This is a genomic window from Cupriavidus sp. FW305-F7 (assembly GCF_058782875.1).
The window spans coordinates 18,399-44,289 of the sequence record NZ_JBYSYC010000009.1 but is presented as its reverse complement, the minus strand read 5'-3'; the positions used below and the strand labels follow the sequence as shown (position 1 = coordinate 44,289).

The 25,891-nt window shown below is 68.8% G+C and carries 25 protein-coding genes; 14 read left to right on the top strand and 11 right to left on the bottom strand.

Annotated elements, in window-relative coordinates; all coding sequences use genetic code 11:
* Nucleotides 1-51: 51 nt before the first annotated feature.
* Both AC3WL8_RS10620 and AC3WL8_RS10615 read left to right on the top strand, forming a co-directional pair.
* A complete protein-coding gene (locus AC3WL8_RS10620) occupies nt 52-1,050 on the top strand; it encodes a Bug family tripartite tricarboxylate transporter substrate binding protein (RefSeq protein WP_013958143.1) in 999 nt (332 codons plus the stop codon).
* Between the two features lie 154 nt (nt 1,051-1,204).
* On the top strand, nt 1,205-1,936 hold the full coding sequence (locus tag AC3WL8_RS10615; RefSeq protein ID WP_153955457.1) for a hypothetical protein: 732 nt from the start codon (nt 1,205-1,207) through the stop codon (nt 1,934-1,936).
* A 19-nt stretch (nt 1,937-1,955) separates the two neighbouring features.
* Here AC3WL8_RS10615 and dapB read toward each other — a convergent pair whose 3' ends face one another.
* Both dapB and AC3WL8_RS10605 read right to left on the bottom strand, forming a co-directional pair.
* Nucleotides 1,956-2,765 (bottom strand): 4-hydroxy-tetrahydrodipicolinate reductase, encoded by an 810-nt coding sequence (dapB, locus tag AC3WL8_RS10610; protein WP_492378261.1) that lies wholly within the window; start codon nt 2,763-2,765, stop codon nt 1,956-1,958.
* A 44-nt stretch (nt 2,766-2,809) separates the two neighbouring features.
* Nucleotides 2,810-3,259, bottom strand: a complete 450-nt coding sequence (locus AC3WL8_RS10605; RefSeq protein WP_010809873.1) for an Lrp/AsnC family transcriptional regulator — start codon at nt 3,257-3,259, stop codon at nt 2,810-2,812.
* Nucleotides 3,260-3,387: 128 nt separating this feature from the next.
* Here AC3WL8_RS10605 and AC3WL8_RS10600 point away from each other — a divergent pair, with 128 nt between their 5' ends.
* The 3 genes from AC3WL8_RS10600 to AC3WL8_RS10590 all read left to right on the top strand — a co-directional run bounded on the left by AC3WL8_RS10600 (nt 3,388) and on the right by AC3WL8_RS10590 (nt 6,420).
* Complete coding sequence (locus tag AC3WL8_RS10600; protein ID WP_013958140.1) at nt 3,388-4,569, top strand: saccharopine dehydrogenase family protein; 1,182 nt, start codon at nt 3,388-3,390, stop codon at nt 4,567-4,569.
* A complete protein-coding gene (gene amaB / locus AC3WL8_RS10595) occupies nt 4,566-6,083 on the top strand; it encodes an L-piperidine-6-carboxylate dehydrogenase (RefSeq protein WP_492378260.1) in 1,518 nt (505 codons plus the stop codon). Before AC3WL8_RS10600 ends, amaB begins: the two co-directional genes overlap by 4 nt.
* 142 nt (nt 6,084-6,225) lie before the next feature.
* A complete protein-coding gene (locus AC3WL8_RS10590; RefSeq protein WP_013958138.1) occupies nt 6,226-6,420 on the top strand; it encodes a hypothetical protein in 195 nt (64 codons plus the stop codon).
* A 69-nt stretch (nt 6,421-6,489) separates the two neighbouring features.
* On the opposite strand, the gene AC3WL8_RS10585 is transcribed toward AC3WL8_RS10590, so the two are convergent.
* From AC3WL8_RS10585 to hemA, 6 genes are all read right to left on the bottom strand, one after another.
* Nucleotides 6,490-7,113 carry a UbiX family flavin prenyltransferase gene (locus AC3WL8_RS10585; RefSeq protein ID WP_013958137.1) on the bottom strand — a complete coding sequence of 208 codons (624 nt, stop codon included), beginning with the start codon at nt 7,111-7,113 and terminating at the stop codon, nt 6,490-6,492.
* Nucleotides 7,114-7,121: 8 nt separating this feature from the next.
* Nucleotides 7,122-7,433, bottom strand: coding sequence for a Grx4 family monothiol glutaredoxin (gene grxD / locus AC3WL8_RS10580; protein ID WP_041228169.1), 312 nt, complete (start codon nt 7,431-7,433; stop codon nt 7,122-7,124).
* Nucleotides 7,434-7,553: 120 nt separating this feature from the next.
* Nucleotides 7,554-8,447, bottom strand: a complete 894-nt coding sequence (gene prmC / locus AC3WL8_RS10575) for a peptide chain release factor N(5)-glutamine methyltransferase (protein ID WP_492378259.1) — start codon at nt 8,445-8,447, stop codon at nt 7,554-7,556.
* Nucleotides 8,448-8,591: 144 nt separating this feature from the next.
* Nucleotides 8,592-8,921: a hypothetical protein gene (locus AC3WL8_RS10570; protein WP_013958134.1), complete on the bottom strand. Its 330-nt coding sequence runs from the start codon at nt 8,919-8,921 to the stop codon at nt 8,592-8,594.
* A gap of 191 nt (nt 8,922-9,112) precedes the next feature.
* Nucleotides 9,113-10,195 carry a peptide chain release factor 1 gene (gene prfA / locus AC3WL8_RS10565; protein ID WP_013958133.1) on the bottom strand — a complete coding sequence of 361 codons (1,083 nt, stop codon included), beginning with the start codon at nt 10,193-10,195 and terminating at the stop codon, nt 9,113-9,115.
* 98 nt (nt 10,196-10,293) lie between these two features.
* The gene (gene hemA / locus AC3WL8_RS10560; protein WP_010809882.1) at nt 10,294-11,598 is read right to left on the bottom strand and encodes a glutamyl-tRNA reductase; all 1,305 of its coding nucleotides are present in this window, start codon (nt 11,596-11,598) and stop codon (nt 10,294-10,296) included.
* Nucleotides 11,599-11,744: 146 nt separating this feature from the next.
* Between hemA and AC3WL8_RS10555 the strand changes: the two genes are divergently transcribed.
* Complete coding sequence (locus tag AC3WL8_RS10555) at nt 11,745-11,990, top strand: hypothetical protein (protein WP_013958131.1); 246 nt, start codon at nt 11,745-11,747, stop codon at nt 11,988-11,990.
* A gap of 49 nt (nt 11,991-12,039) precedes the next feature.
* Here the strand turns inward: AC3WL8_RS10555 and AC3WL8_RS10550 are convergent, their stop codons facing one another.
* On the bottom strand, nt 12,040-12,840 hold the full coding sequence (locus AC3WL8_RS10550) for a 5'-methylthioadenosine/adenosylhomocysteine nucleosidase (protein WP_013958130.1): 801 nt from the start codon (nt 12,838-12,840) through the stop codon (nt 12,040-12,042).
* A 153-nt stretch (nt 12,841-12,993) separates the two neighbouring features.
* On the opposite strand from AC3WL8_RS10550, the gene AC3WL8_RS10545 reads away from it, so the two are divergent.
* Genes AC3WL8_RS10545 through AC3WL8_RS10535 form a run of 3 tightly spaced genes read left to right on the top strand, consistent with a single transcriptional unit; the run spans nt 12,994 to nt 15,631 of the window.
* Complete coding sequence (locus AC3WL8_RS10545; RefSeq protein ID WP_013958129.1) at nt 12,994-14,019, top strand: DUF2157 domain-containing protein; 1,026 nt, start codon at nt 12,994-12,996, stop codon at nt 14,017-14,019.
* On the top strand, nt 14,016-15,131 hold the full coding sequence (locus AC3WL8_RS10540) for a DUF4401 domain-containing protein (protein WP_013958128.1): 1,116 nt from the start codon (nt 14,016-14,018) through the stop codon (nt 15,129-15,131). The genes AC3WL8_RS10545 and AC3WL8_RS10540 overlap by 4 nt, the downstream gene beginning before the upstream one ends.
* Nucleotides 15,128-15,631 carry a GDYXXLXY domain-containing protein gene (locus AC3WL8_RS10535; RefSeq protein ID WP_492378258.1) on the top strand — a complete coding sequence of 168 codons (504 nt, stop codon included), beginning with the start codon at nt 15,128-15,130 and terminating at the stop codon, nt 15,629-15,631. The genes AC3WL8_RS10540 and AC3WL8_RS10535 overlap by 4 nt, the downstream gene beginning before the upstream one ends.
* A 72-nt stretch (nt 15,632-15,703) precedes the next feature.
* Here AC3WL8_RS10535 and ychF read toward each other — a convergent pair whose 3' ends face one another.
* Nucleotides 15,704-16,795: a redox-regulated ATPase YchF gene (gene ychF, locus AC3WL8_RS10530; RefSeq protein WP_211980345.1), complete on the bottom strand. Its 1,092-nt coding sequence runs from the start codon at nt 16,793-16,795 to the stop codon at nt 15,704-15,706.
* A gap of 121 nt (nt 16,796-16,916) precedes the next feature.
* Between ychF and AC3WL8_RS10525 the strand changes: the two genes are divergently transcribed.
* The 5 genes from AC3WL8_RS10525 (at nt 16,917) to AC3WL8_RS10505 (ending at nt 24,471) form a co-directional block, all read left to right on the top strand.
* The gene (locus tag AC3WL8_RS10525; RefSeq protein WP_013958125.1) at nt 16,917-18,212 is read left to right on the top strand and encodes a UbiH/UbiF family hydroxylase; all 1,296 of its coding nucleotides are present in this window, start codon (nt 16,917-16,919) and stop codon (nt 18,210-18,212) included.
* Nucleotides 18,213-18,263: 51 nt separating this feature from the next.
* A complete protein-coding gene (locus AC3WL8_RS10520) occupies nt 18,264-19,022 on the top strand; it encodes a DsbC family protein (protein ID WP_013958124.1) in 759 nt (252 codons plus the stop codon).
* Nucleotides 19,023-19,134: 112 nt separating this feature from the next.
* Nucleotides 19,135-20,139 (top strand): acrylyl-CoA reductase (NADPH), encoded by a 1,005-nt coding sequence (acuI, locus tag AC3WL8_RS10515; protein ID WP_211980343.1) that lies wholly within the window; start codon nt 19,135-19,137, stop codon nt 20,137-20,139.
* A gap of 70 nt (nt 20,140-20,209) precedes the next feature.
* A complete protein-coding gene (locus tag AC3WL8_RS10510; RefSeq protein WP_013958122.1) occupies nt 20,210-22,024 on the top strand; it encodes a M61 family metallopeptidase in 1,815 nt (604 codons plus the stop codon).
* Between the two features lie 50 nt (nt 22,025-22,074).
* Nucleotides 22,075-24,471 (top strand): FUSC family protein, encoded by a 2,397-nt coding sequence (locus AC3WL8_RS10505; RefSeq protein ID WP_211980342.1) that lies wholly within the window; start codon nt 22,075-22,077, stop codon nt 24,469-24,471.
* Between the two features lie 80 nt (nt 24,472-24,551).
* Here the strand turns inward: AC3WL8_RS10505 and AC3WL8_RS10500 are convergent, their stop codons facing one another.
* Nucleotides 24,552-25,889 (bottom strand): ABC transporter ATP-binding protein, encoded by a 1,338-nt coding sequence (locus tag AC3WL8_RS10500; RefSeq protein WP_492378257.1) that lies wholly within the window; start codon nt 25,887-25,889, stop codon nt 24,552-24,554.
* Nucleotides 25,890-25,891: the final 2 nt, after the last annotated feature.

The following is a 25,891-nucleotide window of genomic DNA, read 5'->3' as shown; positions in this document are numbered from 1 at the left end:
CGCCCGCCCGGCCTGCATGGATCACGACCGATAACAACAGGAGGAGACGCGATGCAGAACCAACCGAGCGGACGGCGCGCCTGGCTCGCCGCGATGGCAGCCGGCGCGGGGTGCGCGCTGGCCATGTGGGGCGGGGCCGCGCAGGCTGCCTATCCCGATCGCCCGATCAAGCTGGTGGTGCCCTACACGCCCGGCGGCTCAACCGACCAGTTCGGCCGCGCGCTGGCCGACGGCATGTCGCGCCAGCTGGGCCAGACCGTGGTGGTGGAAAACCGCCCCGGCGCGGCCACCATGATCGGCACCACCAGCGTGGCGCGTGCGCCCGCAGACGGCTACACCATGGTGCTGGCCACCAACGGCAGCATGGTGCTCAACCCGATGCTGTACAAGAAGATCAACTACGATCCACCCAAGGACTTCAGGATCTTCAGCATTGGCGCCGAGGTGCCGCTGGTGGTGGTGACCAACCCCAAGGTCCCGGCCAGCAATATCCGCGAGTTCGCGGCCTACGCCAAGGCCGCGGGCGGCAAGCTCAACTATGGCTCGGTCGGCCTGGGCAACGCGCTCCAGCTGGCCACCGAAATGCTCAAGACCGAGCTGGGCATCAGCGTCACTCACGTGCCCTACAACGGCAGCGCCCCGGCGCTGTCGGCGCTGCTGGCCAACGACGTGCAGCTGATGGTGGATGTGGTCAGCACCTCGCTGCCGCATATCAAGGCAGGCAAGCTCAAGGCCCTGGCGGTCACCGGCCGCACCCGGCTGGATGTGCTGCCCAACGTGCCGACCGTGGCGGAAAGCGGCTATCCCAACTTCCAGGCCGCCACCTGGTTCGGCCTGGCCGTGCCCGCGCAGACGCCGCCCGATGCGGTGGCCAGGCTGCAGGCCGCTGCTGCCCACGTGCTCAAGGACGCGCAGTTCCGTTCCACCTTCAGCGCGCTGGGACTGGTCGTGCAGGCCCCGCGCACGCAGGCCGAGATCGACCGCTATATCGAAGCCGACCGCGAGCACTGGGGCAAGGTCATCAAGGCCAATAACATTTCGTTGGACTGACTGGAAGTGCCGGAGCCGCCAGGGCCATGGGGTAAGCTACTGCTCGCCCCTGGCCCGGCAGGCCGGCGGTGACTTTCCCGTCACCGCCCGCGCCAATCAGGAACAACCCGGCCGGGGCGGGCTCCAACCCGGAGCCGTTCATCAGGAGTCCGATTTGAAATTCCCCGTTGCCGGGCTGGCGCTTGCCGGCCTGCTGGGCGCCGCTGCCGGCGCCATTGCTGCCCCTGCTTCCGCCCCTGCCGCCAGGCCGGCGGCCCCCGCACCGGCCAAGGCCCAGGCCGAGAACAGCGCGCTGTCGCCGCTGCTGGCCATGCTGGAAATCGGCAACCCGCTGCCGGCCTTGCCGGATTGCGCCGACAAGCGCACGCCCGATGGCCGCGATGTCACCGGATTCTGTGTCGAACTGAAGGGCGATGGCCTGATGCGCCAGGTCGGCGTGCCGCGCGCGCAGCGCCCGTCCTTTATGGACGGCCCCTTTGTGCTGGCCTTTGTCGACCGCAACGCGCTGGTCGGCCTGGTGGTGCCGACCGCCGGCGCCAACTCGCAGCAGGCCGCGGCCGACAGCGTCAGCGCGCTGTACGGCAAGCCGTTCCGGCAGGAGCAGGTCGACATGCCCGACAAGGCTGGCAAGAGCGTCAAGACGCTGCACGCCGGCTGGATGCACAAGCCGCTGACGGTTGAGCTCTACGCCATGCCGGAAGACCCCAACACCGGCACCATCGAAATGCTGCTGCCGCAGGCGCGCGTGCTGATGGCGGACAAGGATGCCGAGGTGGACAAGCAGCTCAATCCGGCCTCGGCGCCCGCGGCCAAGGGCGGCAAGGCAGCCGCCGCCAAGCCCGCACCGAAGCCTGCGCCCAAGCCGGAGAAGCCTGGCAGCTGGTAACACCCGCAGCAGGCGGGCCTCAGAGCCCTTCCATCACCTTGTCCAGCCCCCGCACCACGCCACGCACGGTGTGGACCTTGCGGATCGCCAGCAGCGCGCCGGCGACATAGGGCGTGGAGCCGTCGCCGGCCTCGTGCTTCAGGTGCAGGCGCTGGCCGTCGGCGCCGAAGATCACTTCCACGCCAAGCTGGTAGCCCGGCAGCCGCACCGCGTGCACCTGCGTGCCCGACATGGTGGCGCCGCGGGTTTCCTTCGGGCCGTTGACCAGGTCGACCGGCACCGCCTGCGCGGCGGCCTTGACCTGGCCGAGCCGGTAGGCCAGCTCGCGCACGGTGCCAGAGGGCACATCGATCTTGCCGGCCTTGGCGTAGTCGATGATCTCCCAGTGTTCCAGGTGGCGCGCGGCCATCTCGGCAAACTTCTGCAGCAGCACCACCGTGATGGCGAAATTGCCGCAGGCGAGCACGCCGCGGTCGGCCTGGCGTGCGGCCGCATCGATCTCCGCATAGTCCTCGTCGGTCAGCCCCGAAGTGCCCACCACCACGTGCGCGCCGTGCGCCAGCGCCTGCAGGATGTTGTGCTTGGCGATGCCCGGCTTGGTGTATTCGACATAGACGTCGTAGGGCGTTGCCCCCAGGGTCTCGATGCTGGCGGCCGCCATGCCCGGCGTATCGGCATGGCCGGTCAGCTGCGCCAGAGGCTGCCCGGCGGCGCCGCGCGACAAGCCGGCCACCAGGGTCATGTCGGCCGCATGGGCCACGCCGCGCGCCAGTTCGCCGCCGGCCCAGCCGGTCACGCCGCCCACGGCGACACGGATCGGGTTGTTCATATTGTTGCTCCGCAAACGCTTGATCGGGTTGGCAGCATACCGCGTCAGCCGGCGGCGCGCCGGCGGTCGAGCTTGCGTGCCAGCACGATCGAGGTGGTGGTGTGGTTGACGCCGTCGAGCATGCCGATCTCGTCGAGCAGCCGGTCCAGCCGGTCGTGCGTGTCGCAGCGGATCGCCACCAGGTAGTCGACCGGGCCACTGACGGAATTGACCTCTTCGATCTCGGGCAGGCGCTGCAGCGCGCGCAGGATGGCGGGCGCGGCCTTGGGCTGCACTGACAGGCCGCAGTAGGCCAGGATGGCGTTGTCTTCCATGCGCTGCCCCAGCCGCACGCCGTAGCCGGCAATCACCCCGCTGCGCTCCAGCCGCGCGATGCGCGCGACCACGGTGGTGCGGGCGATACCCAGGTGCCGGGCGAGGTTGGCGGCGCTTTCGCGGGCATTGGCCTGCAGCAGCGACAGCAGGTGCCGGTCGGTGGTGTCGAGCTCGGTCATTGCGTCGAGATGGTTCGTCGTTTCGTTCGATTATGGCGGGTTTTCGTCGTTCTTGTGGCTTCATTGTGTCGCGCGGGCTATCCATACTCCAGTCAACAGGACAACCTTTTCTTGTGGACGGAGACACCATGCAAGCCTCGAACCTGGGCCGGCAGGCCCCGCGCGACCTGCCCAAGGCGACCCGCCCGCTGCACGTGGTGGTGCTGGGTGCGGGCAAGATCGGGCGCACCATTGCCAGCATGCTGCATGACACTGGCGACTACCGCGTCAGCGTGGTCGATCATGACGCACGCCGCCTCGACGGCCTGCCGCGCGGCGTGCTGGCGCGCGCCGGCGACCCCACCGAGCCCGGCACCTGCGCCGCGTTGCTGGCCGGCGCCGATGCCGTGCTCAACGCGCTGCCGTTCCACGCCGCGATCAGCGTGGCTTCGGTGGCGGCGCGCCTGGGCGTGCATTACTTCGACCTGACCGAGGACGTGGCCGCGACCCAGGCCATCCGCCAGCTGGCGCAAAGCGCGCGCTCGGTGCTGATGCCGCAGTGCGGGCTGGCGCCGGGCTTTATCGGCGTAGTCGGGCATGACCTGGCGCAGCGCTTCCTGCGCGGCGGGGGGGAACTGCTGGACCTGCAGATGCGGGTCGGCGCGCTGCCGCGCTACCCCAGCAATGCGCTCAAGTACAACCTGACCTGGAGCACCGAGGGACTGATCAACGAGTACTGCAACCCGTGCGAGGCCATCGTCGACGGCCGCCGCGTGGAACTGACGGCGCTGGAGGGGCTGGAAAGCTTCGCGCTGGACGGCATCGAGTACGAAGCCTTTAATACATCTGGCGGCCTGGGCACGCTGCCCGAGACGCTGGCCGGCCGCGCGCGCCATGTCGACTACAAGTCCATCCGCTATCCGGGCCATTGCGCGCTGATGAAACTGCTGCTCAACGACCTGCGCCTGCGCGAACGCCGCGAATGGCTGCGCGATATCTTCGACCGCGCCATCCCGGTGACCGACCAGGACGTGGTGATCGTGTTCGCCACCGCCACCGGCTACCCCGCGGGGGGCGAACGCGGGCGCGGGCCGCTGACGCAGGCTTCGTTCTCGGCGCGCATCGGCGGAGTGGATGGCAAGGGTGGCCATGTCAACGCGATCCAGCTGACCACCGCCGCGGGAATCTGCACCGCGCTGGACATGGTGGCCACCGGCGCGCTGCCGCAATCCGGCTTCGTGCGGCAGGAGTCGATGCCGCTGGACGCCTTCCTTGCCAATCGCTTCGGCCGCCACTATACGCAGCATCCGCTCCAGGAGACCGTCATATGAAAGCGCAAGAGTTCGCTGCCTGCTGGGATTCGCTGGGCCTGCCGCGGCCGTGGCGGGAGGGCGCGCCGGCCGGTACCGTGACGGTACGCTCGCCGGTCGATGGCGAGGCCATCGGCCATGTCCCGGCCTGCACGCCGGCGCAGGCCGACGCGCTGATCGCCCGCGCCCATGCGGCGCAGACCACCTGGGCGCTGCTGCCCGCGCCCGCGCGCGGCGAGATCGTGCGGCGCTTCGGCGAGGTGCTGCGCGAACACAAGCCGGCGCTGGGCCGGCTGGTCTCGCTGGAGTCCGGCAAGATCCTGCAGGAAGGCCTGGGCGAGGTGCAGGAGATGATCGACATCTGCGACTTCGCGGTCGGGCTGTCGCGCCAGCTGCACGGGCTGACCATCGCCTCCGAGCGCCCGCAGCATGCAATGCGCGAGACCTGGCATCCGTATGGGCTGTGCGGCGTGATCTCGGCCTTCAACTTCCCGGTGGCGGTGTGGGCGTGGAATGCGGCGCTGGCGCTGGTGTGCGGCAACGGCGTGATCTGGAAACCCTCGGAAAGAGTCACCCTGTGCGCGCTGGCCGCGCATGGCCTGCTGGAGCGCGTGCTGGCCGCCGCGGCGCCGCAGCACACCGGCATCTCGGCGGTGCTGCCGGGCGGGCGCATGCTGGGCACCCACCTGGTATCGCACCCGGCGGTGCGGCTGGTCAGCGCCACCGGCTCGACCCGCATGGGCCGCGAGGTCGGCATTGCCTGCGCCGGGCACTTCAAGCGCAGCATCCTGGAGCTGGGCGGCAACAATGCCGCCATCATCGCGCCCTCGGCCGACATCGAGCTGGCGGTGCGGGCCATCACCTTTGCCGCGGCCGGCACGGCGGGCCAGCGTTGCACCACGCTGCGTCGCTGCTTTATCCACGCCGACCTGATGGACACCATGGCGAGCCGGCTGATCACGGTGTTCGACCGCCTGCCCGTCGGCGACCCGCTCGCCGACGGCACCCTGGTCGGCCCGCTGATCGATACTGCCGCGGGCGATGCCATGGCCAATGCGCTGGCCGCCTGCCGCGCGCAAGGCAATATCGTCACCGGCGGCGAACGGCTGCTCGCCGACCGCTACCCGCATGCCTGTTATGTGCGGCCCGCGCTGGTCATGACCGACGAACAGCACGACACCATGCTGACCGAAACCTTCGCGCCGATCCTGTACATGATGCCGTACACCACGCTGGACGAGGCCATCGCGCTGAACAATGCCGCGGCGCACGGGCTATCGTCGTGCATCTTCACGGAATCGATGCGCGAGGCCGAGCGCTTCCTGTCCTCGGCAGGCAGCGACTGCGGCATCGCCAACGTCAACATCGGCACCAGCGGCGCGGAGATCGGCGGCGCCTTCGGTGGGGAAAAGGCGACCGGCGGGGGCCGCGAGTCGGGATCGGATGCGTGGAAGGGCTATATGCGCCGCGCCACCAACACCATCAACTATGGCGATTCGCTGCCGCTGGCGCAGGGGATACGGTTCGAGATCTGACGGCATCTCTGGATGTGTTACAAGGCGCGTAGGGAACGGTAACAAGCCTTACACGCCTTTGACGCCGTATTACGGTTTCTGCCCGTATAACGTCAGCAGGGCAGGCACATGCCCGTTCCGACCCCAAGGACAAATCATGAGAATGCTGACGATTGGACTGGCTGCCGCAGCGGCATCCGTCACCCTGCTGGGCGGCTGCGCCGTCTATCCCACGCCCGCCGGCCCCGCGGTCGGCCCTGCGCCGGTGTACGTGGCCCCGGCGCCGGTCGTGGTGGCACCGCGGCCGTACTATTACGGTGGCTATGGCTACTACGGCCGGGGATACCGCCACTGGTAAAGGCAGCCGTTGGCAGGATGATGCAGGAGGATGCCGGCGCGTAGAGAGAGGCTGCGCGCCGGTGGCATTTCAGTTGCCGGCGGCGTCGCCAGCCCGGCTATTCAGCCCGCCCCAGCTGGGCGCGAGCGTCTGGCCGATCTCCGGCAAGTCCACCAGGTCGAGCACGCGCCCGACCGTATGGTCGACCAGTTCGGCAATGCTCTGTGGCTTCTGGTAGAAACCCGGCACCGGCGGGAACACGATCCCGCCCATTTCCGTCACCGCCGTCATATTGCGCAGGTGCGCAAGGTTCAGCGGCGTTTCCCGCACCATCAGCACCAGCTTGCGCCGCTCCTTGAGCGTGACGTCGGCGGCGCGCGTGATCAGGTTGTCGGACAGGCCGTGCGCTATCGCCGCCAGCGTGCGCATGGAGCAGGGGGCCACCACCATCGCCTGTGCGCGGAACGAGCCGCTGGCGATGGTCGCACCGATGTCGCGCACGTTGTGCACGACGCTGGCCAGTGCCTCCACCTCGGCACGGCTGATGTCCAGCTCGTGCTGCAGGTTCATCACGCCAGCCGGCGAAATCAGCAGATGGGTTTCCACGGAAGGCGCCGCGCGCAGCACCTGCAGCAGGCGCACGCCGTAGATGGCGCCGGTGGCGCCCGTGATGGCGACGATCAGCCGTTTGGGTGTGCCGCCAGTCACGGACATAAAGGAACTCAGCCCTTCAGCAGGGTTTGCAGTTCGCCGTTCTGGTACATCTCCATCATGATGTCCGAGCCGCCGATGAACTCACCGTTCACGTAGAGCTGCGGGATGGTCGGCCAGTTGGCGTATTCCTTGATGCCCTGGCGCACGCCTTCGTCATCCAGCACGTTGACCGTGGTGGGCGCGTCCACGCCGCAGGCCTTCAGGATCTGGATGGCGCGGCCCGAGAAGCCGCACATCGGGAATTGCGCGGTGCCCTTCATGAACAGGACTACCGGGTTGCCCTTGACGATCTGATCGATCTTTTGCTGCACGTCGCTCATGGTTTGCTTTTCAGTGGGGCGATGCCGTGTCGCGGGCGCCGCCTGGGGGGAATGGGACACCACGCGGCCTGGCCGGTGGCGGGGATCTGACAACGATTTTACCGGAATCGCCGCCGGGCTTCAGTGAGCGGCAGTGATGCCGCCGGGCTGAGCGCCTGGCCAGCGCCCGCCGGTGCAGCGTTCCAGGCCGGCCAGGTCGCGGGCGGTGAAGACCCCGGTGAAACCGGCGTCCTCCAGCAGCTGGCGGGTGGCCTGCGCCTGGTCGTAGCCATGCTCCATCAGCAGCCAGCCGCCAGGCAGCAGCCGGGCGCCGGCACCGGCGACGATGACCCGCAGGTCGGACAGGCCGTCGTCGTGGTCGGTGAGCGCGTCGATCGGTTCGAAGCGCAGGTCGCCTTCGGCCAGGTGCGGGTCGCCCTCGGCGATATAGGGCGGATTACTGACGATCAGGTGGAAGCGCAGGCCCGCCGGCAGCGCCGCGTACCAGTCAGATACCAGGAAGTGGATGCGGTCGGCGCCGAGCGCGCTGGCGTTGTCCTGCGCCACCATCAGCGCGCCGGGCGAGATGTCGGTGGCCCAGACTTGCGCATCGCGGCGCTCGCGCGCCAGCGTCACGGCCAGGATGCCCGAGCCCGTGCCCAGGTCCAGCACGGTCGGCTGCGGCACCTCGGCCAGCCGCGCCAGCGAGGCTTCGGCGGCGACCTCGGTATCGGGCCGCGGGATCAGCACGTCAGGCGTGACCCGGAACTTGCGGCCGAAGAATTCGCGCTCGCCGATCAGGTAGGCCATCGGCTCGCCCGCCAGCCGCCGCGCCAGCAGCGTGGCAAAGGCGTCGCGCTGGGCGATGGTGAGGGTGTCGGTGTCACGCGTGATCAGCTGGGTGCGGCTCAGGCCGGTAACATGCGTCAGCAGCATGCGCACTTCCAGGGCAGGCAACCCGGCCATGGCGGCGAGGGTCTGGGCTTCGCGCAGCGTGGGGGTCGCCGGCAGCGCGGCAGAGTTTGGGGAAGACATCGAAAGGGAGGGGACGGTTCTTTTGCCGGCTACAAAAAACCCCACCGGCGCAAAGGCCTGGCGGGGCTTTGGGGCGGGACTTCCAGCTTGGCGCCAGTGTACCGCTCATCGACAGCGGGTGGCGCAATGCCCCCGCCCGGACGATTACTTATTGACGGCGTCCTTGGCCTTGTCGGCACCCGTGTTGACGGCATCCTTGGCGGCCTGCTTGGCATTTGCCATGGCGTGACCGGCGTCTTCCTTGGCCTTTTCGGCGGCGGCCGAGACGTCGGCTGCAGCACCGCTGGCGGCGGACTTGGCTGCGTCAGCGGCGTTGCTGGCGGCAGCGGCGGCATCGCTCGCGGCGGCCTTGGCGGATTCAGCGGCGCTTTGCATGGCGCTCTCGGCGTTCGAGGCGGCAGGCGGGGCTTCTTCCTTCTTGCTGCAAGCGGCCATGGCCGCGGTGATCATCAACAGCGCGAGCAGTTTTTTCATGATTTCGTCCTAGGTATGTTCTCGGGAGAGACTACGCCGGCACCATTCTCCGTTTGCCGGTCGAAATCGATTATAGACAGCCGCCTTACCCCTACCAGTGCTGTTTCAAGCATTTACAAGAAATACAAAGATATCGGCGACTTTACGCGGTGTTCGTGGCGGAAGTCTTTTGCGGATGGGTTTAGTGGCGCTTACGCACCTTCGCCAAGCGCTGCCAGCTGATCAGCCTGATGCTCGGAGGCCAGCGCCGACAGCAGTTCATCCATGTCGCCGTCCATGATCATGTCGATCTTGTACAGCGTCAGGTTGATGCGGTGGTCGGTCACCCGCCCCTGCGGGAAGTTGTAGGTGCGGATGCGGTCGCTGCGGTCGCCCGAGCCGATCAGGTTGCGCCGCGTGCTGGCCTCCTTGGCCTGCGCGGCGCGCGTCTGCATGTCCTTGATGCGGGCCGCCAGCACCTTCATCGCCTTGTCCTTGTTGCGGTGCTGGCTGCGGTCGTCCTGGCACTCGACCACGATGCCGGTCGGCAGGTGGGTCAGGCGCACCGCGGAATCGGTCTTGTTGACGTGCTGGCCGCCCGCGCCCGAGGCGCGGAAGGTGTCGATGCGCAGGTCGGCCGGGTTGATCTCGACTTCGCCCACTTCATCGGCTTCGGGCATGACCGCGACCGTGCAGGCCGAGGTATGGATGCGCCCCTGCGCCTCGGTCGCCGGCACGCGCTGCACGCGGTGGCCGCCTGATTCGAACTTCAGCCTGGAGAATGCCGCGTCGCCGGCGATGCGCACGATCACTTCCTTGTAGCCGCCCAGGTCTGATTCCGATTCGCTCATCACTTCGACCTGCCAGCGCTGGCGTTCGGCATAGCGCGTGTACATGCGCAGCAGGTCGCCGGCGAACAGTGCGCTTTCCTCGCCGCCGGTGCCGGCGCGGATTTCCAGCAGCAGGTTGCGGTCGTCGTTGGGGTCCTTGGGCAGCAGCAGGCGCTGCAGGCTCGCTTCCAGGGCTTCCAGCCGCGCGCGCGCGCTGGCGATCTCGTCGGCGGCAAAGTCCTTCATCTCCGGATCGTCCAGCAGCGCCTGCGCGGTGGCCAGGTCGTCCTGCGCCTGGCGGTACTGGCCGTATTGCTCGGCCACCGGCGACAACTCGGCATGTTCGCGGCTGAGCTTGCGGTACTGGTCGATCTTGGCGGTCGCGTCTTCGCGCGCGAGCAGGGCGTTGACTTCATCGAGTCGCTCGGCCAGTTGGTCGAGCTTGGCAAGCATGCTGGCTTTCATCGGATGCGGGGGAAAGAGGTGGGCCAGGGGCCGGGGCTACCCGTGGACGGGCGGCGGCGTGCCGGCGCGGCAGGGCGCGCGGCGCAAGGGCAGAGCGGCTAGCGCTCGGAGTGGCTGCTGTGGCGGAACAGGCCCGGCACCAGGCGCAGCAGCGCCTCGCGGTCTTCGCCCTGGGTATGGTTCAGCGCGTGGGTGGGGCCGTGCAGGAACTTGCGGGTCAGCGCGCCGGAGAGGGCCTCCAACACGGCTTCAGGGTCGTCGCCGCGTGCCAGCATGCGGCGCGCGCGTTCCAGTTCAGCCTGGCGGATGGCTTCGCCGCTGGTCTGCAGTTCGCGGATGACCGGCACCACGCTGCGGGTTTCCAGCCAGTGCATGAAGTTCTGCACCCGGCTTTCGATGATGGCTTCGGCCTGCGCGACCGCGGCCTGGCGCATCGCGTTGCCTTCACGCACGATCGCGCCGAGATCGTCGACGGTGTACAGGAAGACGTCGTCCAGGCGCGCGACTTCGGGCTCCACGTCGCGCGGCACGGCCAGGTCGACCATCATGATGGGGCGGTGCTTGCGGCGCTTGACCGCGCGCTCCACCGCGCCCAGACCGATGATCGGCAGCGAGCTGGCGGTGCAGGACACCACGATATCGAACTCATGCAGGCGCTCGCCCAGGTCCGTCAGGCGGATCGCGTTGGCGGTCAGGCCCTGGCCGGAGAGCTGCTCGGCGAGCTTTTCGCCGCGTTCCACGGTGCGGTTGGCCACCACGATCTGACGCGGCTGCTGCGCGGCGAAGTGCGTGGCGCACAGTTCGATCATCTCGCCCGCGCCGATAAACAGCACGCGCTGGGTCGAGACGCTTTCAAAAATCCGTTGCGCCAGCCGCACCGCGGCCGCTGCCATCGACACCGAGTGCGCGCCGATCTCGGTCTGGCCGCGCACTTCCTTGGCCACCGCGAAGGTGCGCTGGAACAGCTGGTTCAGGTACGTGCCCAGCGAGCCGGCTTCGCCGGCGGTGCGCACGGCGTCCTTGAGCTGGCCCAGGATCTGGGTCTCGCCCAGCACCATCGAATCCAGGCCGCTGGCCACGCGGAAGGCATGGCGCACGGCTTCGGACTGCGGCAGCGCGTACAGGTGCGGCGCCAGTTCGCCCGCGGGCACGTTGTGGTGCTGCGACAGCCAGCGCAGGGTGTGCTCGAAACCATCCGTGCCCGGTGTCAGGACGTCGGTCGCGCAGTAGATCTCGGTGCGGTTGCAGGTGGACAGGATGGCGGCTTCGGTGCCGCTGCGCCCCGACAGGTGGGAGCGCAGCGCACCCAGCGCGGGCTTGATCTGCTCGAGCGGAAACGCTACCCGCTCGCGCAGCGAGACGGGTGCCGTTGTGTGATTGATGCCGATCGCGAGCAGTTGCATTTGTAGGGGACGGGTACGGTCCGGCGCGTGGCCGGACCGGATGCCATTATACCGCCGGGATCGCTAATTGCAGGCGCGGGGCCGGATTGCAGTATCGTTACGCCGCAGCCCTTGCGGCTGTGATGCTGACAACACAGGAGAAGCGGATGCTGGGCACCTTGATCGTGGGTTTGCTGGTGGGGCTGGCGGCGCGCCGGCTGCATCCGGCAGGGCGCGTGGTGACCCTGCCGGCCGCGCTGGTGCTGGGCGCGGCGGGTGCGGCGGGCGCTTTCTATGGCGGCCGCGCCTTGCACCTGTTTATCGACGGGCAGCTCAGCAGCTGGCTGGCGGTGATCGCCGGTTCGGCGCTGCTGGTGGGGGCCTGGGGTGCAGTGCGGCCGCGCGGGCGGTAAGAACAGAACTGATCGCGGCGGCGGGAATCCGCTCGCCGCATGATCGCGATCAGAAGCGGACCGGCGATTGGGCAATGTCGGCCTTGGCTCTTCCCGCCAGCAGCCGGCGCAGCACGCCGCTGGAATAGTGACTGGCCACATCCTTCAGGAATGCCGCGAAGTCCACATGGGCGCTATCGTCGGCCCGGTCCGAAATGGTCCGCATTACGGCATACGGCACGCCGTATTCGTGGCAGACCTGCGCCACCGCGGCGCCTTCCATTTCCACCGCCAGCAATCCGGGCAGCCGCTCACGCAACTCCGTCACCGCCGCCGGTGAGCCGATGAACTGGTCGCCGCTGGCGATCATTCCGTGGTGCAGCGCCGGCGCGGCCACGCCGAATCGTTCCAGCACCTCGCGCGGCACCTCGGCAGGCAGGTCCAGCTGCAGAAATTCGCGCGCGGCGGCTTCCAGCTCGGCGGTCAGCGCCGGGTCGGCCGGGAACTCGGCACGGTCCAGCAGCGGCACTTCATGGCGGCCGAAGAACGGGCGTGCGTCGAGGTCATGCTGGATGGTGCGGTCGGCGATGACGATGTCGCCGACATTGGTGCCGGCGCCGATGCCCCCGGCCAGCCCGGTGAAGACAATCTGCGTCGCGCCGAACTCGCGGATCAGCGTGACGGTGGTCGCCGACGCCGCCACCTTGCCCATGCGCGCCAGCACCAGCACGCACGGCTGCCCGAACAGCTGGCCGGCATAGTAGTCGCGCATGCCGATCGTGCGCACCGTGGCGCGGCTGTCGTCATGGCGCATGGCGGCTACCAGGCCATCGACTTCATCATGGATGGCAGCAAGGATTCCGAGAGTCATGGAACGGGCGAAGGACGAGAAAACCACAGCATACCGGCCCGCGCGGGCCGGGCATAGATTAGAGCGCGACCGCACCACCCCCTCCCACGGAACAGGTGCGGCCCCCGCGCCGCTTTGCTAAAGTCCCCGTCATCTCAGCACGCAAGGGCGAGCATGCAAGGCACACCCACCGTAGCCAACGGCGAACGGCGCGCCATCCGCCGGGCACTGGCCGACTGGCGCGCACTGGGGCGCCTGGACGCGGCTGGCGTCCCTGAGCCGTGGGCGCGCACCGAGCCCGTCGCCAGCGACTGGCGCCGCTGGCTGGACACGGCGCTGATGGCGCTGGGCACCGCGCTGCTGTGCGCGGGCGTGATCGTGTTCTTCGCCTTCAACTGGCAGGACCTCCACAAGTTTTCCAAGTTCGGCCTGCTGGCCGGCGCGCTCACGCTGCTCGCCGCCTTTGCCTGGCTGCGCCCGGCTGGCGACACCGCGGGCCGCGCCGCGCTGGGCGGCGCGCAGGTCGTCGCCGGCGTGCTGCTCGCGGTGATCGGGCAGACCTACCAGACCGGCGCCGACGCCTGGCAGCTGTTTGCGCTATGGGCGTTGCTGGCGGTGCCCTGGGCGCTGGCGGCGCGCGCCGCACCACACTGGTGGCTGGTGATCGTGGTCGGCAACGTGGCGTTGCTGCGCTATTTCAGCATCCGCTTCGGTGTCGAAGGCGTGTTCGCGCTGCTGTTCGATACGCGTCATATGCGCACCGCCACGCTGGCGCTGCTGGGCGCGGTGGTGCTGCAACTGGTGCTGTGGCAGCTGCTGTGCGCCAGGGCGCCCGCGCTGGGCTTGCGCGGGCAGACCGGCAGCCGCATGCTGGCCGCGCTGGCCTGTGTGCACGCCGGCTCGCTGGGGCTGGCCAGCCTGCTGGACAGCCACTTCGACGGCGCCGCATTCGCGCTGGCCTTGGTGGTACTGGCCGCCCTGGTCTGGTGGTTCCGCCAGCGCGCCTTCGACATCGTGGTGCTGAGCCTGGCCTGCCTGACCGGCATCGTGCTGGCGGTGGCCGCGATCGCCAAGGTGCTGTTCGAGGGCAAGGACGATTTCGGCGCCTTCCTGCTGCTCGGGCTGGTGACCGTCGGCCTTGCCGCCGGCGCGGCCGCCTGGCTGATGCGTGCCTGGCGTGGCCAACTGGAGCAGGCATGACGACCGAACTGCAGACCGAGCAACGGCTCTGGCAGGATCTCGCTGCAGGCGGCGAGGTACAGGGTGAGCGGCCCGACCACACCCACACCCCCTGGGCCGTGCGCTGCCTGATGGGCGCGGCGGGCTGGCTCGGCGCCTTGTTCTTCCAGCTCTTCCTGGTCGGCACCGTCTTCGTCGCCGCGCGCGAGAACGGCATCGCCATGGCGGTGACCGGCCTGGCCATGATCGCGCTGGCCGCGCTGCTGTACTGGCGTGGCGGCGGCATTGCCGCGGGGCAGTTCGCGCTGGCCGTGAGCCTGAGCGGGCAGGGCATGGCCGTGTTCGGGCTGGCCGAGGCCCTGGGCTTCACGCGCGTCACCGAGAGCGCAGGCTTCTGGGCCGGACTGGCACTGTTCGAGGCAGCGCTCGCCTTGCTGGTCCCCAACCGGCTGCACCGGCTGCTGTGCGCGGTGGGCGCATGGATCGGGCTGGCAGGCGCCATGCATCTCGTCCTGGCCGGCAGCGAGCCGAAGGACTGGCTGTTGCTGACATGGTCCCTCGGCTGGCTGGTGCCGCTCGGCTGCGCGCTGGTGACGGGTTTCACGCTGGCCGAAGCACGCCTGTGCGCGGCCGGCCGCCACACGCTGCTGGAACCGCTGGCCGACGCGACGCTGCTGTTCACGCTGGCCGTTGCACTGGTCGTCACCGGCATGAGCCATCCGCTGGCCTGGCTGGGCGGCCCGGAAGCCGGACGTATCCCGCTGGCGCACTGGGTCGCTGGCGGGCTGGCCACGCTGGTGCTGGCCGGCTTCGCGCTCGCCGAATGCCGCCGGCTGGCACTCAGCCCCGCCGTACAGGGCGCCGTCCTTGCTGGCGTGGCGGCCTTCGGCGCGCTGATGGCCGCCGCGCCCGCAGTCGTGGCAGGGGTTCTCGCGCTCGGCCTGGCCCTGCGCCGCGCGTCGATGCCGTGGCTGGGCCTGGGCATCGCCAGCATCGCTATCGGCTTTATCTGGTACTACAGCGCGCTGCACTGGACGCTGCTGGCCAAGTCCGCCACGCTTGCCGCGGCTGGCGTACTGCTGCTGGCAGGCCGTTACTGGCTGCTGGGCCGCACCAAGATGGAGGCCGCATGAAACGCTGGATCCTGATCGCCTGGGCCCTGACGCTGGCACTTGCCGCCGCCGGCATCGCCGGCAAGGAGCGCCTGCTGGCGCGCGGTGAAACCGTCTACCTCAAGCTCGCCCCGGTCGACCCGCGCTCGCTGATGCAGGGCGACTATATGGCGCTGAACTTAGAGATCGGCAACATGATCCGCGCCGCTCAGATGCGGAAGCAGGACGACCGGCCTCCACGCGATGGCGTGGCGGTGATCCGCAGTGACGAACAGGGCGTAGCCAGCTTCGTACGCGTGCACGGTGGCGAGCCGCTGGCAGCAGGGGAGCAACTGCTGCGCTACCAGGTCGCCCGCTCGCGCTGGGGCGGCATGCAGGTGCAGGTGTCGACCGATGCGTATTTCTTCCAGGAGGGGCAGGGCGAGCGGTTCGCGCAGGCGCAGTATGGGGAGTTCCGCGTGGGGGCGGACGGGCAGGCGCTGCTGGTGGGGTTGCGGGGGAAGGGGATGGAGAGGTTGTGAGGCGAAAGTGATGTGCCCCGGCCCAAAGAAAATAGCCACCGCATGCGGTGGCTATTTCACGAGGTCTGCCGGTCAGACGTTGAACAGGAAGTTCATCACATCCCCATCCTTCACCACATACTCCTTCCCTTCCGCCCGCATCTTGCCGGCTTCCTTCGCGCCGGTCTCACCCTTGAAGCTGATGAAGTCTTCATAGGCGATGGTCTGCGCGCGGATAAAGCCGCGTTCGAAGTCGGTGTGGATCACGCCGGCTGCCTTGGGGGCGGTGTCGCCGACGTGGATGGTCCAGGCGCGCACTTCCTTGACCCCGGCGGTGAAATAGGTCTGCAGACCGAGCAGCTTGAAGCCGGCGCGGATCACACGGTCCAGGCCGGGTTCTTCCATGCCCAGGTCGGCCAGGAATTCGGCCTTGTCGGCGTCGTCCAGGTCGGCGATCTCGGCTTCGATGGCGGCGCAGACGGACACCACGGGGGAATTGGTCAGCTTGGCGTGCTCGCGCACGGCGTCCAGGTGCGGGTTGTTCTCGAAGCCGTCTTCACGCACGTTAGCGACGTACATGGTCGGCTTGGCGGTGATCAGGCAGAACGGGCGGATGGCTTCCCACTCTTCGGGCGCCAGGTCCAGGGTGCGCACGGCCTTGGCCTGGTCCAGCACGGCTTGCGCCTTTTCCAGCACGGCGACCAGGCGCAGGGCTTCCTTGTCGCCGGCGCGGGCCGGCTTGATGTAGCGGGCCAGGGCCTTCTCGACGGTGGCCAGGTCGGCCAGCGCGAGTTCGGTGTTGATCACTTCGATGTCCGACAGCGGGTCCACCTTGCCGGCCACGTGGATCACGTTGTCGTCCTCGAAGCAGCGCACCACGTGGGTGATGGCGTCACATTCGCGGATATTGGCCAGGAACTGGTTGCCCAGGCCTTCACCCTTGGAGGCGCCCGCCACCAGGCCGGCGATATCGACGAACTCGACCACGGCCGGCAGAACGCGCTCCGGCTTGACGATCTCCGCCAGCTTGGCGAGCCTCGGATCCGGCACTTCGACCACGCCCACATTGGGTTCGATGGTGCAGAACGGGTAATTTTCGGCGGCGATGCCGGCCTTGGTCAGGGCATTGAACAGCGTGGACTTGCCGACGTTGGGCAGGCCGACGATGCCGCATTGGAGGCTCATGGTAGAAGGCGGGAAATTGCAAAACCCGTATTCTAGCGGAAGGGGGCTTCGCCATCGGCCTGCATGGTCGGGGCATGCGGGCGTGGGGCAGGGCCAGGAGTGATGTGGCTATAATCCAGCCATGACCCGATCCCACGCGTCCGCGCGCCCGTCTGCGCGCAACTCTTCCGCTTTCCAGGTTGCTGTCGTCGGCGGCGGCATCGTCGGCAAGTCCTGCGCGCTGCTGCTGGGCCAGCAGGGCATGGACGTGGCGCTGGTCGCGCCCAGGCCGCCCCGCGCCAGCGGCCGCGCGCCGGCCGGGCCGGATGACTGGGACAGCCGTATCTATGCCTTCTCGGCCAGCTCGCACGCGCTGTTGGAGCGCATGCGCGTCTGGGAAGCGCTGGACCCGGCGCGGATCCAGCCGGTGCGTGACATGCGCGTGTTCGGCGATGTCAGCGCGGCCGAGACTTCGCCCAGCCTGGACGGGGACCTGCACTTCTCGGCCTACGCGGCCGCGGTGCCGCAGCTGGCGTGGATCATCGAATCCGGCCACGTCGAGCGCGCACTGGATACGGCGCTGGGCTTTCAGCATCAAGTGACCTGGCACGACGCCACGGCGAGCGCGTTCGAGCGCGATCCGGACGGTGTCACGCTGACCCTGGGCAATGGCGAAAAGCTGCGCACGGCCTGCGTGGTCGGCGCCGACGGCGCGCGCTCCTGGCTGCGCCAGCAATGCCATATCGGCGTCAGCACGCGCAAGTACCGCCAGCTGGGCGTGGTCGCCAATTTTGCCTGCGAGCGGTCGCACCACGAAACCGCGTGGCAGTGGTTCCTGGGCGCGCCCGAAAAGCTGATGGCCGACGAGGAACCCGCCAACGGCGAAGTGCTGGCGATACTGCCGCTGCCGGACAACCATGTGTCGATGGTCTGGTCCGCCGACGAGGCCCACGCGCACGAACTGCTGGCGCTGTCGCCCGAGGCCCTGGCCGCCACCGTGATGCAGGGCGCCAGCGGCGCGATCGGCGCGCAGTTCGGCGCGCTGCGCTGCGTGACCCCGGCGCAAGGCTTCCCGCTGGTGCTGCAGCGTGCCGACCACTTCGTGCAGCCGCACGTGGCGCTGGTGGGCGACGCCGCCCACGTGGTGCATCCGCTGGCCGGGCAGGGCATGAACCTGGGCCTGCGCGACGTGGCGGAACTTGGCCGCGTGATGGCCGACAAAGAACCTTTCCGCAGCGAGGGCGACCTGCGCCTGCTGCGCCGTTACGAGCGCGCCCGCGCCACCGACCTGTTGTCGCTGACCGCGGCCACCGACGGCCTGCACCGGCTGTTCTCGCTGCCGGGCGGCGTGGCGCGCGTGGTGCGCAACACCGGCATGCGCGCGGTCGGCGGACAGTCCTTGCTCAAGCGCTTCCTGATCGCGCGCGCGCTCGGCTGACCGCGGCCGCACCCACGATCCGATCCCTTTACCGAATACTCTGGAGCCCACATGTTCTCATTCCTGCGCCGCCGCCCCGCCATCAGCGCCGCGATCACCGCCATCGCCGGCGGGCTGGCCGCGGCGGGTTTCGCGCTGCATGCCATGGCTGCCAGCGAGCCCGGCACCGACCGCATCAAGGAGTCGCTGCAGAAGGTGCTGGGCGGCCGCGCCGAAGTGAAGAGCGTGAGCAAGACCCCGGTGCCGGGCCTGTTCGAGGCCAATATCGGCGGGCAGGTGGTCTATACCGACGCCTCAGGCCGCTACATCCTGAACGGCGAGATGATCGACACCCGCACCGGCGCCAACCTGACCGAAGAGCGGCTGGCCGAGATCAACCGCATCAAGTGGTCGGACCTGCCGCTGGCGCGCGCGATCAAGTGGACCAAGGGCGATGGCAGCCGCCAGGTGGCGGTGTTCTCCGACCCCAACTGCGGCTACTGCAAGCGCATCGAGCAGACCTTCCAGCAGATGGACAACATCACCGTGTACACCTTCCTGTACCCGGTGCTGTCGCCGGATTCCGAAGCCAAGGCCAAGCAGGTCTGGTGCGCTTCTGACCGCACCAAGGCCTGGCGCGACTGGATGCTCAAGCAGGTGGCGCTGAGCGGCAACGGCAGCTGCAAGACCCCGCTGGAAGAGAACCTGGCATTGGGCCACAGCCTGAACGTGACCGGCACGCCGGCGGTGTTCTTCACCGACGGCACCCGCATCCCCGGCGCGGCGGACGTCGCCACGCTGGAACGCAAGCTCGCCAGCATCAAGAAATAAGCGCGCGCCGGACCTGTCCCGGCCCGATCGACGGCCGGACTTGTCCGGCCGTTCTGCTTTCTGCCTTTTCCCTGATTCCATGCGATCGCCGGCAGGCGACAAAGGAGACACCATGACCTTCCAGGCATTGCTGCTGACCCAGGCCGACGGCGCCACCCAGGCCAGTATCGCCACGCTCGACGACGCGCAGCTGCCCGCCGACGGCGATGTGCTGGTTGCCGTCGATTACTCCACCATCAATTTCAAGGACGGGCTCGCGATCACGGGCCGCTCGCCGGTGGTGCGCAAGTGGCCGATGGTGGCGGGCATCGACGGCGCCGGCACGGTGCTGGAGTCCGCGCACCCGCGCTGGAAGGCTGGCGACAAGGTGGTGCTCAATGGCTATGGCGTGGGCGAGACGCACTGGGGCTGCCTGGCGCAGCGCGCGCGCCTGAAGGGCGACTGGCTGGTGCGCCTGCCCGACGCCTTCACCACGCGCCAGGCCATGGCGATCGGCACCGCGGGCTATACCGCGATGCTGTCGGTGCTGGCGCTGGAGCGCGGCGGCGTCAACGGCCCGGTGCGCCCGGGCGATGGCGAGGTGCTGGTGACCGGCGCCTCGGGCGGGGTGGGGACGGTGGCGATCTCGCTGTTGAGCAAGCTTGGCTACAAGGTGGTGGCCTCGACCGGCAAGACCAGGGAAACGGATTTCCTGAAGGCGCTGGGCGCCGATGACGTGATCGACCGCGCCGAACTGGGCGTGCCCGGCAAGCCGCTGCAGAAAGAGCGCTGGGCCGCGGTGGTCGACTCGGTCGGCTCGCACACGCTGGTCAATGCCTGCGCCCAGGTGTGCTACGGCGGCGTGGTGACGGCGTGCGGGCTGGCGCAGGGCCTGGACTTCCCGGGGTCGGTGGCGCCGTTCATCCTGCGCGGCATCACCTTGCACGGCATCGACAGCGTGATGGCGGCGATGCCGCTGCGCGAGCAGGCCTGGCAGCGCCTGGCCAGCGACCTGGAGCCGGACCGGCTCAATGCGCTGACGCGCGAGATCGGCCTGGGCGATGCGATCGAGGCGGGCCGCAAGATCATGGAAGGCGGCATGCGGGGGCGCGTGGTGGTGGATGTGAATCGCGGCTGATCGGGCACCGTCGCCCTGATGCACCACCGCGTCGGCGCCGCCCGCAGGCGCCGACGTTACAATCCAGCCCATGACGCCGATCCGCTACGCCATTGCCCCGCTTCAGCCTGAAGCGCACCTGTTTGCCGTCACCGTTACCGTGAGCGAGCCCGATCCCGCCGGCCAGTGTTTCTCGCTGCCGGCCTGGATCCCGGGCAGCTACATGATCCGGGACTTCGCGCGCAATATCGTGCGCATCCGCGCCGACGCGGGCGGGCGCGAGGTCAGCCTGACCAAGCTCGACAAGCAGCGCTGGCAGGCCGCGCCGGTCAGCCTGGCCGACGGCCCGCTGACGCTCAGCTACGAGGTCTATGCTTGGGACCTGTCGGTGCGCGCGGCGCACCTGGACACCACCCACGGCTTCTTCAACGGCAGCTCGGTGTTCCTGTGCGTGGACGGGCAGGCCGAGCGGCCATGCACCGTCGATATCCATGCGCCCGCCGGCGAGGCCTATCGCGGCTGGCGCGTGGCCACCGCCATGCGCGAGGCGCCGGGCCGCGCGGGCGCGAAGCGCTACGGCTTCGGCCGCTACCAGGTGGCCGACTACGATGAGCTGGTCGACCATCCGGTCGAGATGGGCACCTTCCAGCTGGCCAGCTTCCGCGCCTGCGGCGCGCAGCACGACGTGGTCTTCACCGGGCGCGTGCCGCAGCTCGACCTCGAGCGCGTGTGCCGCGACCTGAAGCGCATCTGCGAAACGCAGATCCGGCTGTTCGAACCCAAGACCGCGCAGGCGCCGTTCCTGGACAGCAACCGCCGCTACGTCTTCATGACGATGGTCACCACCGACGGCTACGGCGGCCTGGAACACCGCGCCAGCACAGCGCTGATATGCGCGCGCAATGACCTGCCGGTGCGCGGCGACAGCGACACCAGCGAGGGCTACCGCACCTTCCTCGGGCTGTGCAGCCACGAGTATTTCCACACCTGGAACGTCAAGCGCATCAAGCCGGCCGCGTTCGTGCCGTACCGGCTGGCCGAGGAAACCCATACCCCGCTGCTGTGGCTGTTCGAGGGCTTCACCAGCTACTACGACGACCTGGTGCTGGTGCGCTCCGGCTGCATTACCGACGAGCAATACGTCGAGATGCTGGCCAAGACCTGGAACGGCGTGCTGCGCGGCAGCGGCCGCACCAAGCAGAGCGTGGCGGAAAGCTCCTTCGATGCCTGGACCAAGTACTACCGCCAGGACGAGAACGCCGCCAACGCCATCGTCAGCTACTACACCAAGGGTTCGCTGGTGGCGCTGGCGCTGGACCTGACCATCCGCGACAAGACCCGCGGGCGACGCTCGCTGGACGATGTCATGCGAGCGCTGTGGCGCCGCTACGGCCGCGGCTTCTACGCGCCGGGCGCGGTGCAGCGCGGCGTGACCGAGGCCGAGGTCCATGCACTGTTCGATGAAGTCACCGGTCTGCGCATGGGGCCGCTGCTGCGCTCGCTGACCGAAGGCACGGGCGAGCTGCCGCTGCCGGCGCTGTTCAGGACCTTCGGCGTCAAGGCCGAGGCGCAGAAGCCGGCGCGCACCGCGGCGCTGGGCATCAAGGTCAAGAGCGATGAGGGCTGGGTGCGCGTGGCGCAGGTGTTCGACGGCGGCGCGGCGCAGGCCGCGGGCCTGTCCGCCGGCGACCTGCTGGTGGCGATCGACGGGCTGCGCGTGGCGCCGGGCCAGATCGACAAGCTGCTGGCGCGCTACCGTACCGGCGACCGCGTCGAGCTGCACGCCTTCCGCCGCGACGAGCTGCAGGTGCTGCCGGTGACGCTGGCGCGCGAGCCGGCGGCGCAGTTCAAGGTGAAGCTCGAGAGCGGACGGCACGCGGCACGCTCGCGCTGGCTGGGCCAGTGAACTAGTCTTCCGCTGCCACAGCCGCCACCGCACTCCATCGCCCCCGCTGCATGCAATACGCGCACGATCCCCGCACCTTCCTGTATTCGCACTACGTCTACCGGGGGCTGCGCTCGGCCACCGGGGTGATCGGCGCCACGCTGATCGCGCTGCACTTCAGCGACCTGCCCACCGCCATGGTGGTGTCGATGGGGGCGCTGTGCACTAGCCTGATGGACCTGCCCAGCCCCCTGAGCCACAAGTTCAACGAGATGCTGGCCAGCGTGCTGCTGTGCAGCGTGGTCACGCTGGTGGTGGCGCTGGCCACGCCGTTCCCGCGCGTGATGCCGTTCCTGCTGGTGCTGGTGACGTTCCTGGCCGGCATGATGACGGTGTACGGCAACAAGACGCTGCCGCTGCAGTTCGCGGCGCTGTTCGTGATGACGCTGACCATCAACGAAGACTTCCTGGTGCGGCGCGCGCTGGAGCACGCGGCGCTGTTCAGCATCGGCGCGGTCGCTTATCTCGGCTATGCGATGCTGGTGAGCTGGATCACCGAGCGCCGCACCAAGCAGCAGGTGCTGGCCGAATCGTTGTATGAGCTGGCCGGCTATCTTGAGATCAAGGCCGGCTTCTACGACGCCGGCAACGACTATGAGGCCCAGTTCAACCAGTTGGTGCGCCAGCAGATCGTGGTGGCCGAGCGCCAGCAGGCCGCGCGCGACCTGGTGCTGCGCGGCAACCGCACCCCGCATGACGGGCTGCTGGTGCAGGTGCACATGCGCATGCTCGACCTGTACGAGTACATCCTGTCGACCAACACCGACTATCCGCTGCTGCGCCAGACCTTTGCCGGCACGCCGGTGCTGGACCACCTGCGCGGGCTGGTGCTGCAGATGTGCAAGGACGTGGAAGAGATTGCCTACGAGGTCACGCGCGGCCGCGCCTCGTACGCCACGGTGGAATACCGCCCGGGCCTGCGCGCGGTCGAGGCCGAGATCGCGCAGTTGCGCCACCACCATATCAACCCGGCGGCGATGACGGCGCTGGTTGAAACGCTCGACATGATGCGCGGCGCGATCACGCTGGTCGGCCAGCTGCACGAAGCGTCGCGCACGCCGGTGGAGCCGGCCAGGGTGCTGCCCGGCTCGGACATGACGCCGTTCCTGACGCGCCAGAAGTATGAGTTCAGCGTGCTGCGCGACAACCTGAAGTGGAGTTCGCCGGCGTTCCGTTTCTCGCTGCGGATCTCGATGGCGGTGTCGCTGGGGCTGTGGATCGCCGAGCACGTGCCCTATGTGTCGCACAGCTACTGGATCCTGCTGACCATCATCGTCATCCTGAAGCCCAACTTCAGCATGACCAAGCAGCGCTACAACGACCGCGTGATCGGCACGCTGATCGGCTGCGTGGTCTCGGTCGCGATCCTGAAGGTGGTGCACCAGCCGCTGATCCTGCTGGGCGTGCTGTTCCTGTCATTGGTGGCCAGCGCCGCGTTCGTGACCATCAAGTACCGCTATACCGCGATTGCCGCCTGCATCCAGGTGCTGATCCAGATCCACCTGCTGATGCCGGGGAGTCCAACCGTGGCGGGCGAGCGGCTGGTGGATACGGTGATCGGCGGCATCATCGCCTCGCTGTTCAGCTTTGTGCTGCCGAGCTGGGAATACCGCGCCATCCCTAAGCTGGTGGAGGGGGTGCTGCAAGCCAACCGCCGCTATATCGGCGCCACGCGCGACCTGCTGCTGCGCCGGACCAAGGATGACTTTGCCTACCGCGTGCAGCGCAAGCAGTTCATGGACAACCTGTCGGCGCTGATCTCGTCGTTCCAGCGCATGCTGGACGAGCCCAAGAGCCGGCACCGCGCGGTGGACAACCTGAACCGCTTTATCGTGCAGAACTACCTGGTGGCGGCGCACGTGGCGTCGGCGCGCATCCAGGTGCGCCAGCACTATGATGAACTCGATATTCCGGCCGCGGAAGCCGCGATCGAGCAGGCCACCGAGGCCGCCAGCCACAGCCTGCAGGTGGCCAGCGAGCGGCTGCATGCCGATGAGCGCGGCGGCGGTCGTGGCGCGGGCTTTATCCGCAGCGGGAAAACGCCGGTGGAACGCAAGGCGGCAGCGCCTGCGGCCGTGGACAAGCCGGACGAAACCCCCGCTGAAGCTGTCGCCGATGCCGAACCGGTAGCGGCCACCGTCAGCACCGAAGTTGCCGAGGCCGCCGAAGACGCCGTCGCCGAACGCCGCGCCCGCCTGGCCGATTCGGCCGACAAGCGCCGCACCGACGTGCTGGTGCACGCGGCCGCCGCCGGCGAATCCAGCCATGAGGCCGGTCCCACCGCCAGTTCCACCGGCCGTCCGGCCAATGCGGTGCTGGACCGCCGCCTGCGCGCTTTGCGCGAGGATGCGGCCAAGATCGCGCTGCGCACCGGTGCGATCGGCCGCGCCATGCGGGCGCGCGCTTAGCAGCGCGATTGAAGACCGTGGGGTTGCTCCCCTCTCCCGCGTGCGGGAGAGGGGCCGGGGGAGCAAACCATGGTTGTGGCTTAAGCCCCTTGCCCCTGCGGCAGCTCCTCCTCGGGCAGTGTCAGCATGCCGCTGTTGTAGCTGTATTCAAAGATCTCGCCATAGCGTCCCCAGCCGATCGCCACGCTCAGCACGCGTTCGGCCTCGGCCGCCTTCAGGAACTGCTCGAGCTCGTTCAGCACCTGTTCCTCGCGGATCTCGCCGGTTTCGCTGGCCACCAGCTCGCGGCGGATGTGCGCGGCCAGCGCCACGTTGCCGAGCAGTTGCTGGCCAAAGATCGTCTTGCGCTGCTGCGGCTCGGCGGCATAGTAGGTGCGGCCGGCCTCGGTGGCGGTGATATCGCCGCGCTCGATCGCCACCAGCTTCACCAGCTGCAGTGCTTCGCAGGCGGGCAGCAGTTCGTCGTCGGTGAGGCCGGCTTCGTCGGCCAGGTGCGGCAGGTCGGCGCGGCCGTTGAAGGGCGCCTCGCACAGCAGGTCGAGGATGGCTTCCATCTGGCTGATGTCGGCATCCGGCAGGCGGTAGCCGATCTGGCGCGCGGGGGCTTGCGCGGGCAGGCGCGCTTCGGCGGAGGGGGCGGTCATCAGCGCGTAGATCTCGTCGACCAGCGCGCGCACCTGCGCGCTGTCGCGGTTGCGCGGACGCGGCAGCGCCACCGGCACTTCGGCGCGGATGCGGCCCGGGTCGCTCGACAGGATCACGATGCGGTCGGCCATCATCACCGCCTCTTCGATATTGTGCGAGACGATCAGGATGCTCCTGATATTGGCACGGCCGCTTTCCCACAGCGCCAGCATCTCGTCGCGCAGGGTCTCGCCGGTCAGCACGTCCAGGGCCGAGAAGGCTTCGTCCATCAGCAACAGGTCCGGCTCGGTCACCAGCGCGCGCGCAATGCCCACGCGCTGGCGCATGCCGCCCGACAGCTCGCGCGGCAGCGCGCTGTTGAAGCCGGCCAGCCCGATCATGTCGATCGCGGCCTCGGCGCGGCGCTCGCGCTCGGCCCTGGGCACGCCCTGGGCTTCGAGCCCCAGCTCGACGTTCTGCTGCACCGTCAGCCACGGGAACAGCGCGAACGACTGGAACACCATGGCGATGCCCTCGGCGGTGCCGGCCAGCCGTTCGCCGCGAAAGTGCACCTCGCCGCGGTCGGCGCCGACCAGCCCGGCCATGATGCGCAACAGCGTGGACTTGCCCGAGCCGGACTTGCCCAGCATGGCGACGATCTCGCCCTCGCGCAGCGTCAGGTCCACGCCTTCGAGCACGGCGCGGTCGCTCTGGCTGGCGGTGCGGAAGATCTTGCCGACGCCGCGCAGCTCGATCACGGCGGGGGCGGCGGTGGATGCAATGTTCTCGGCCATCG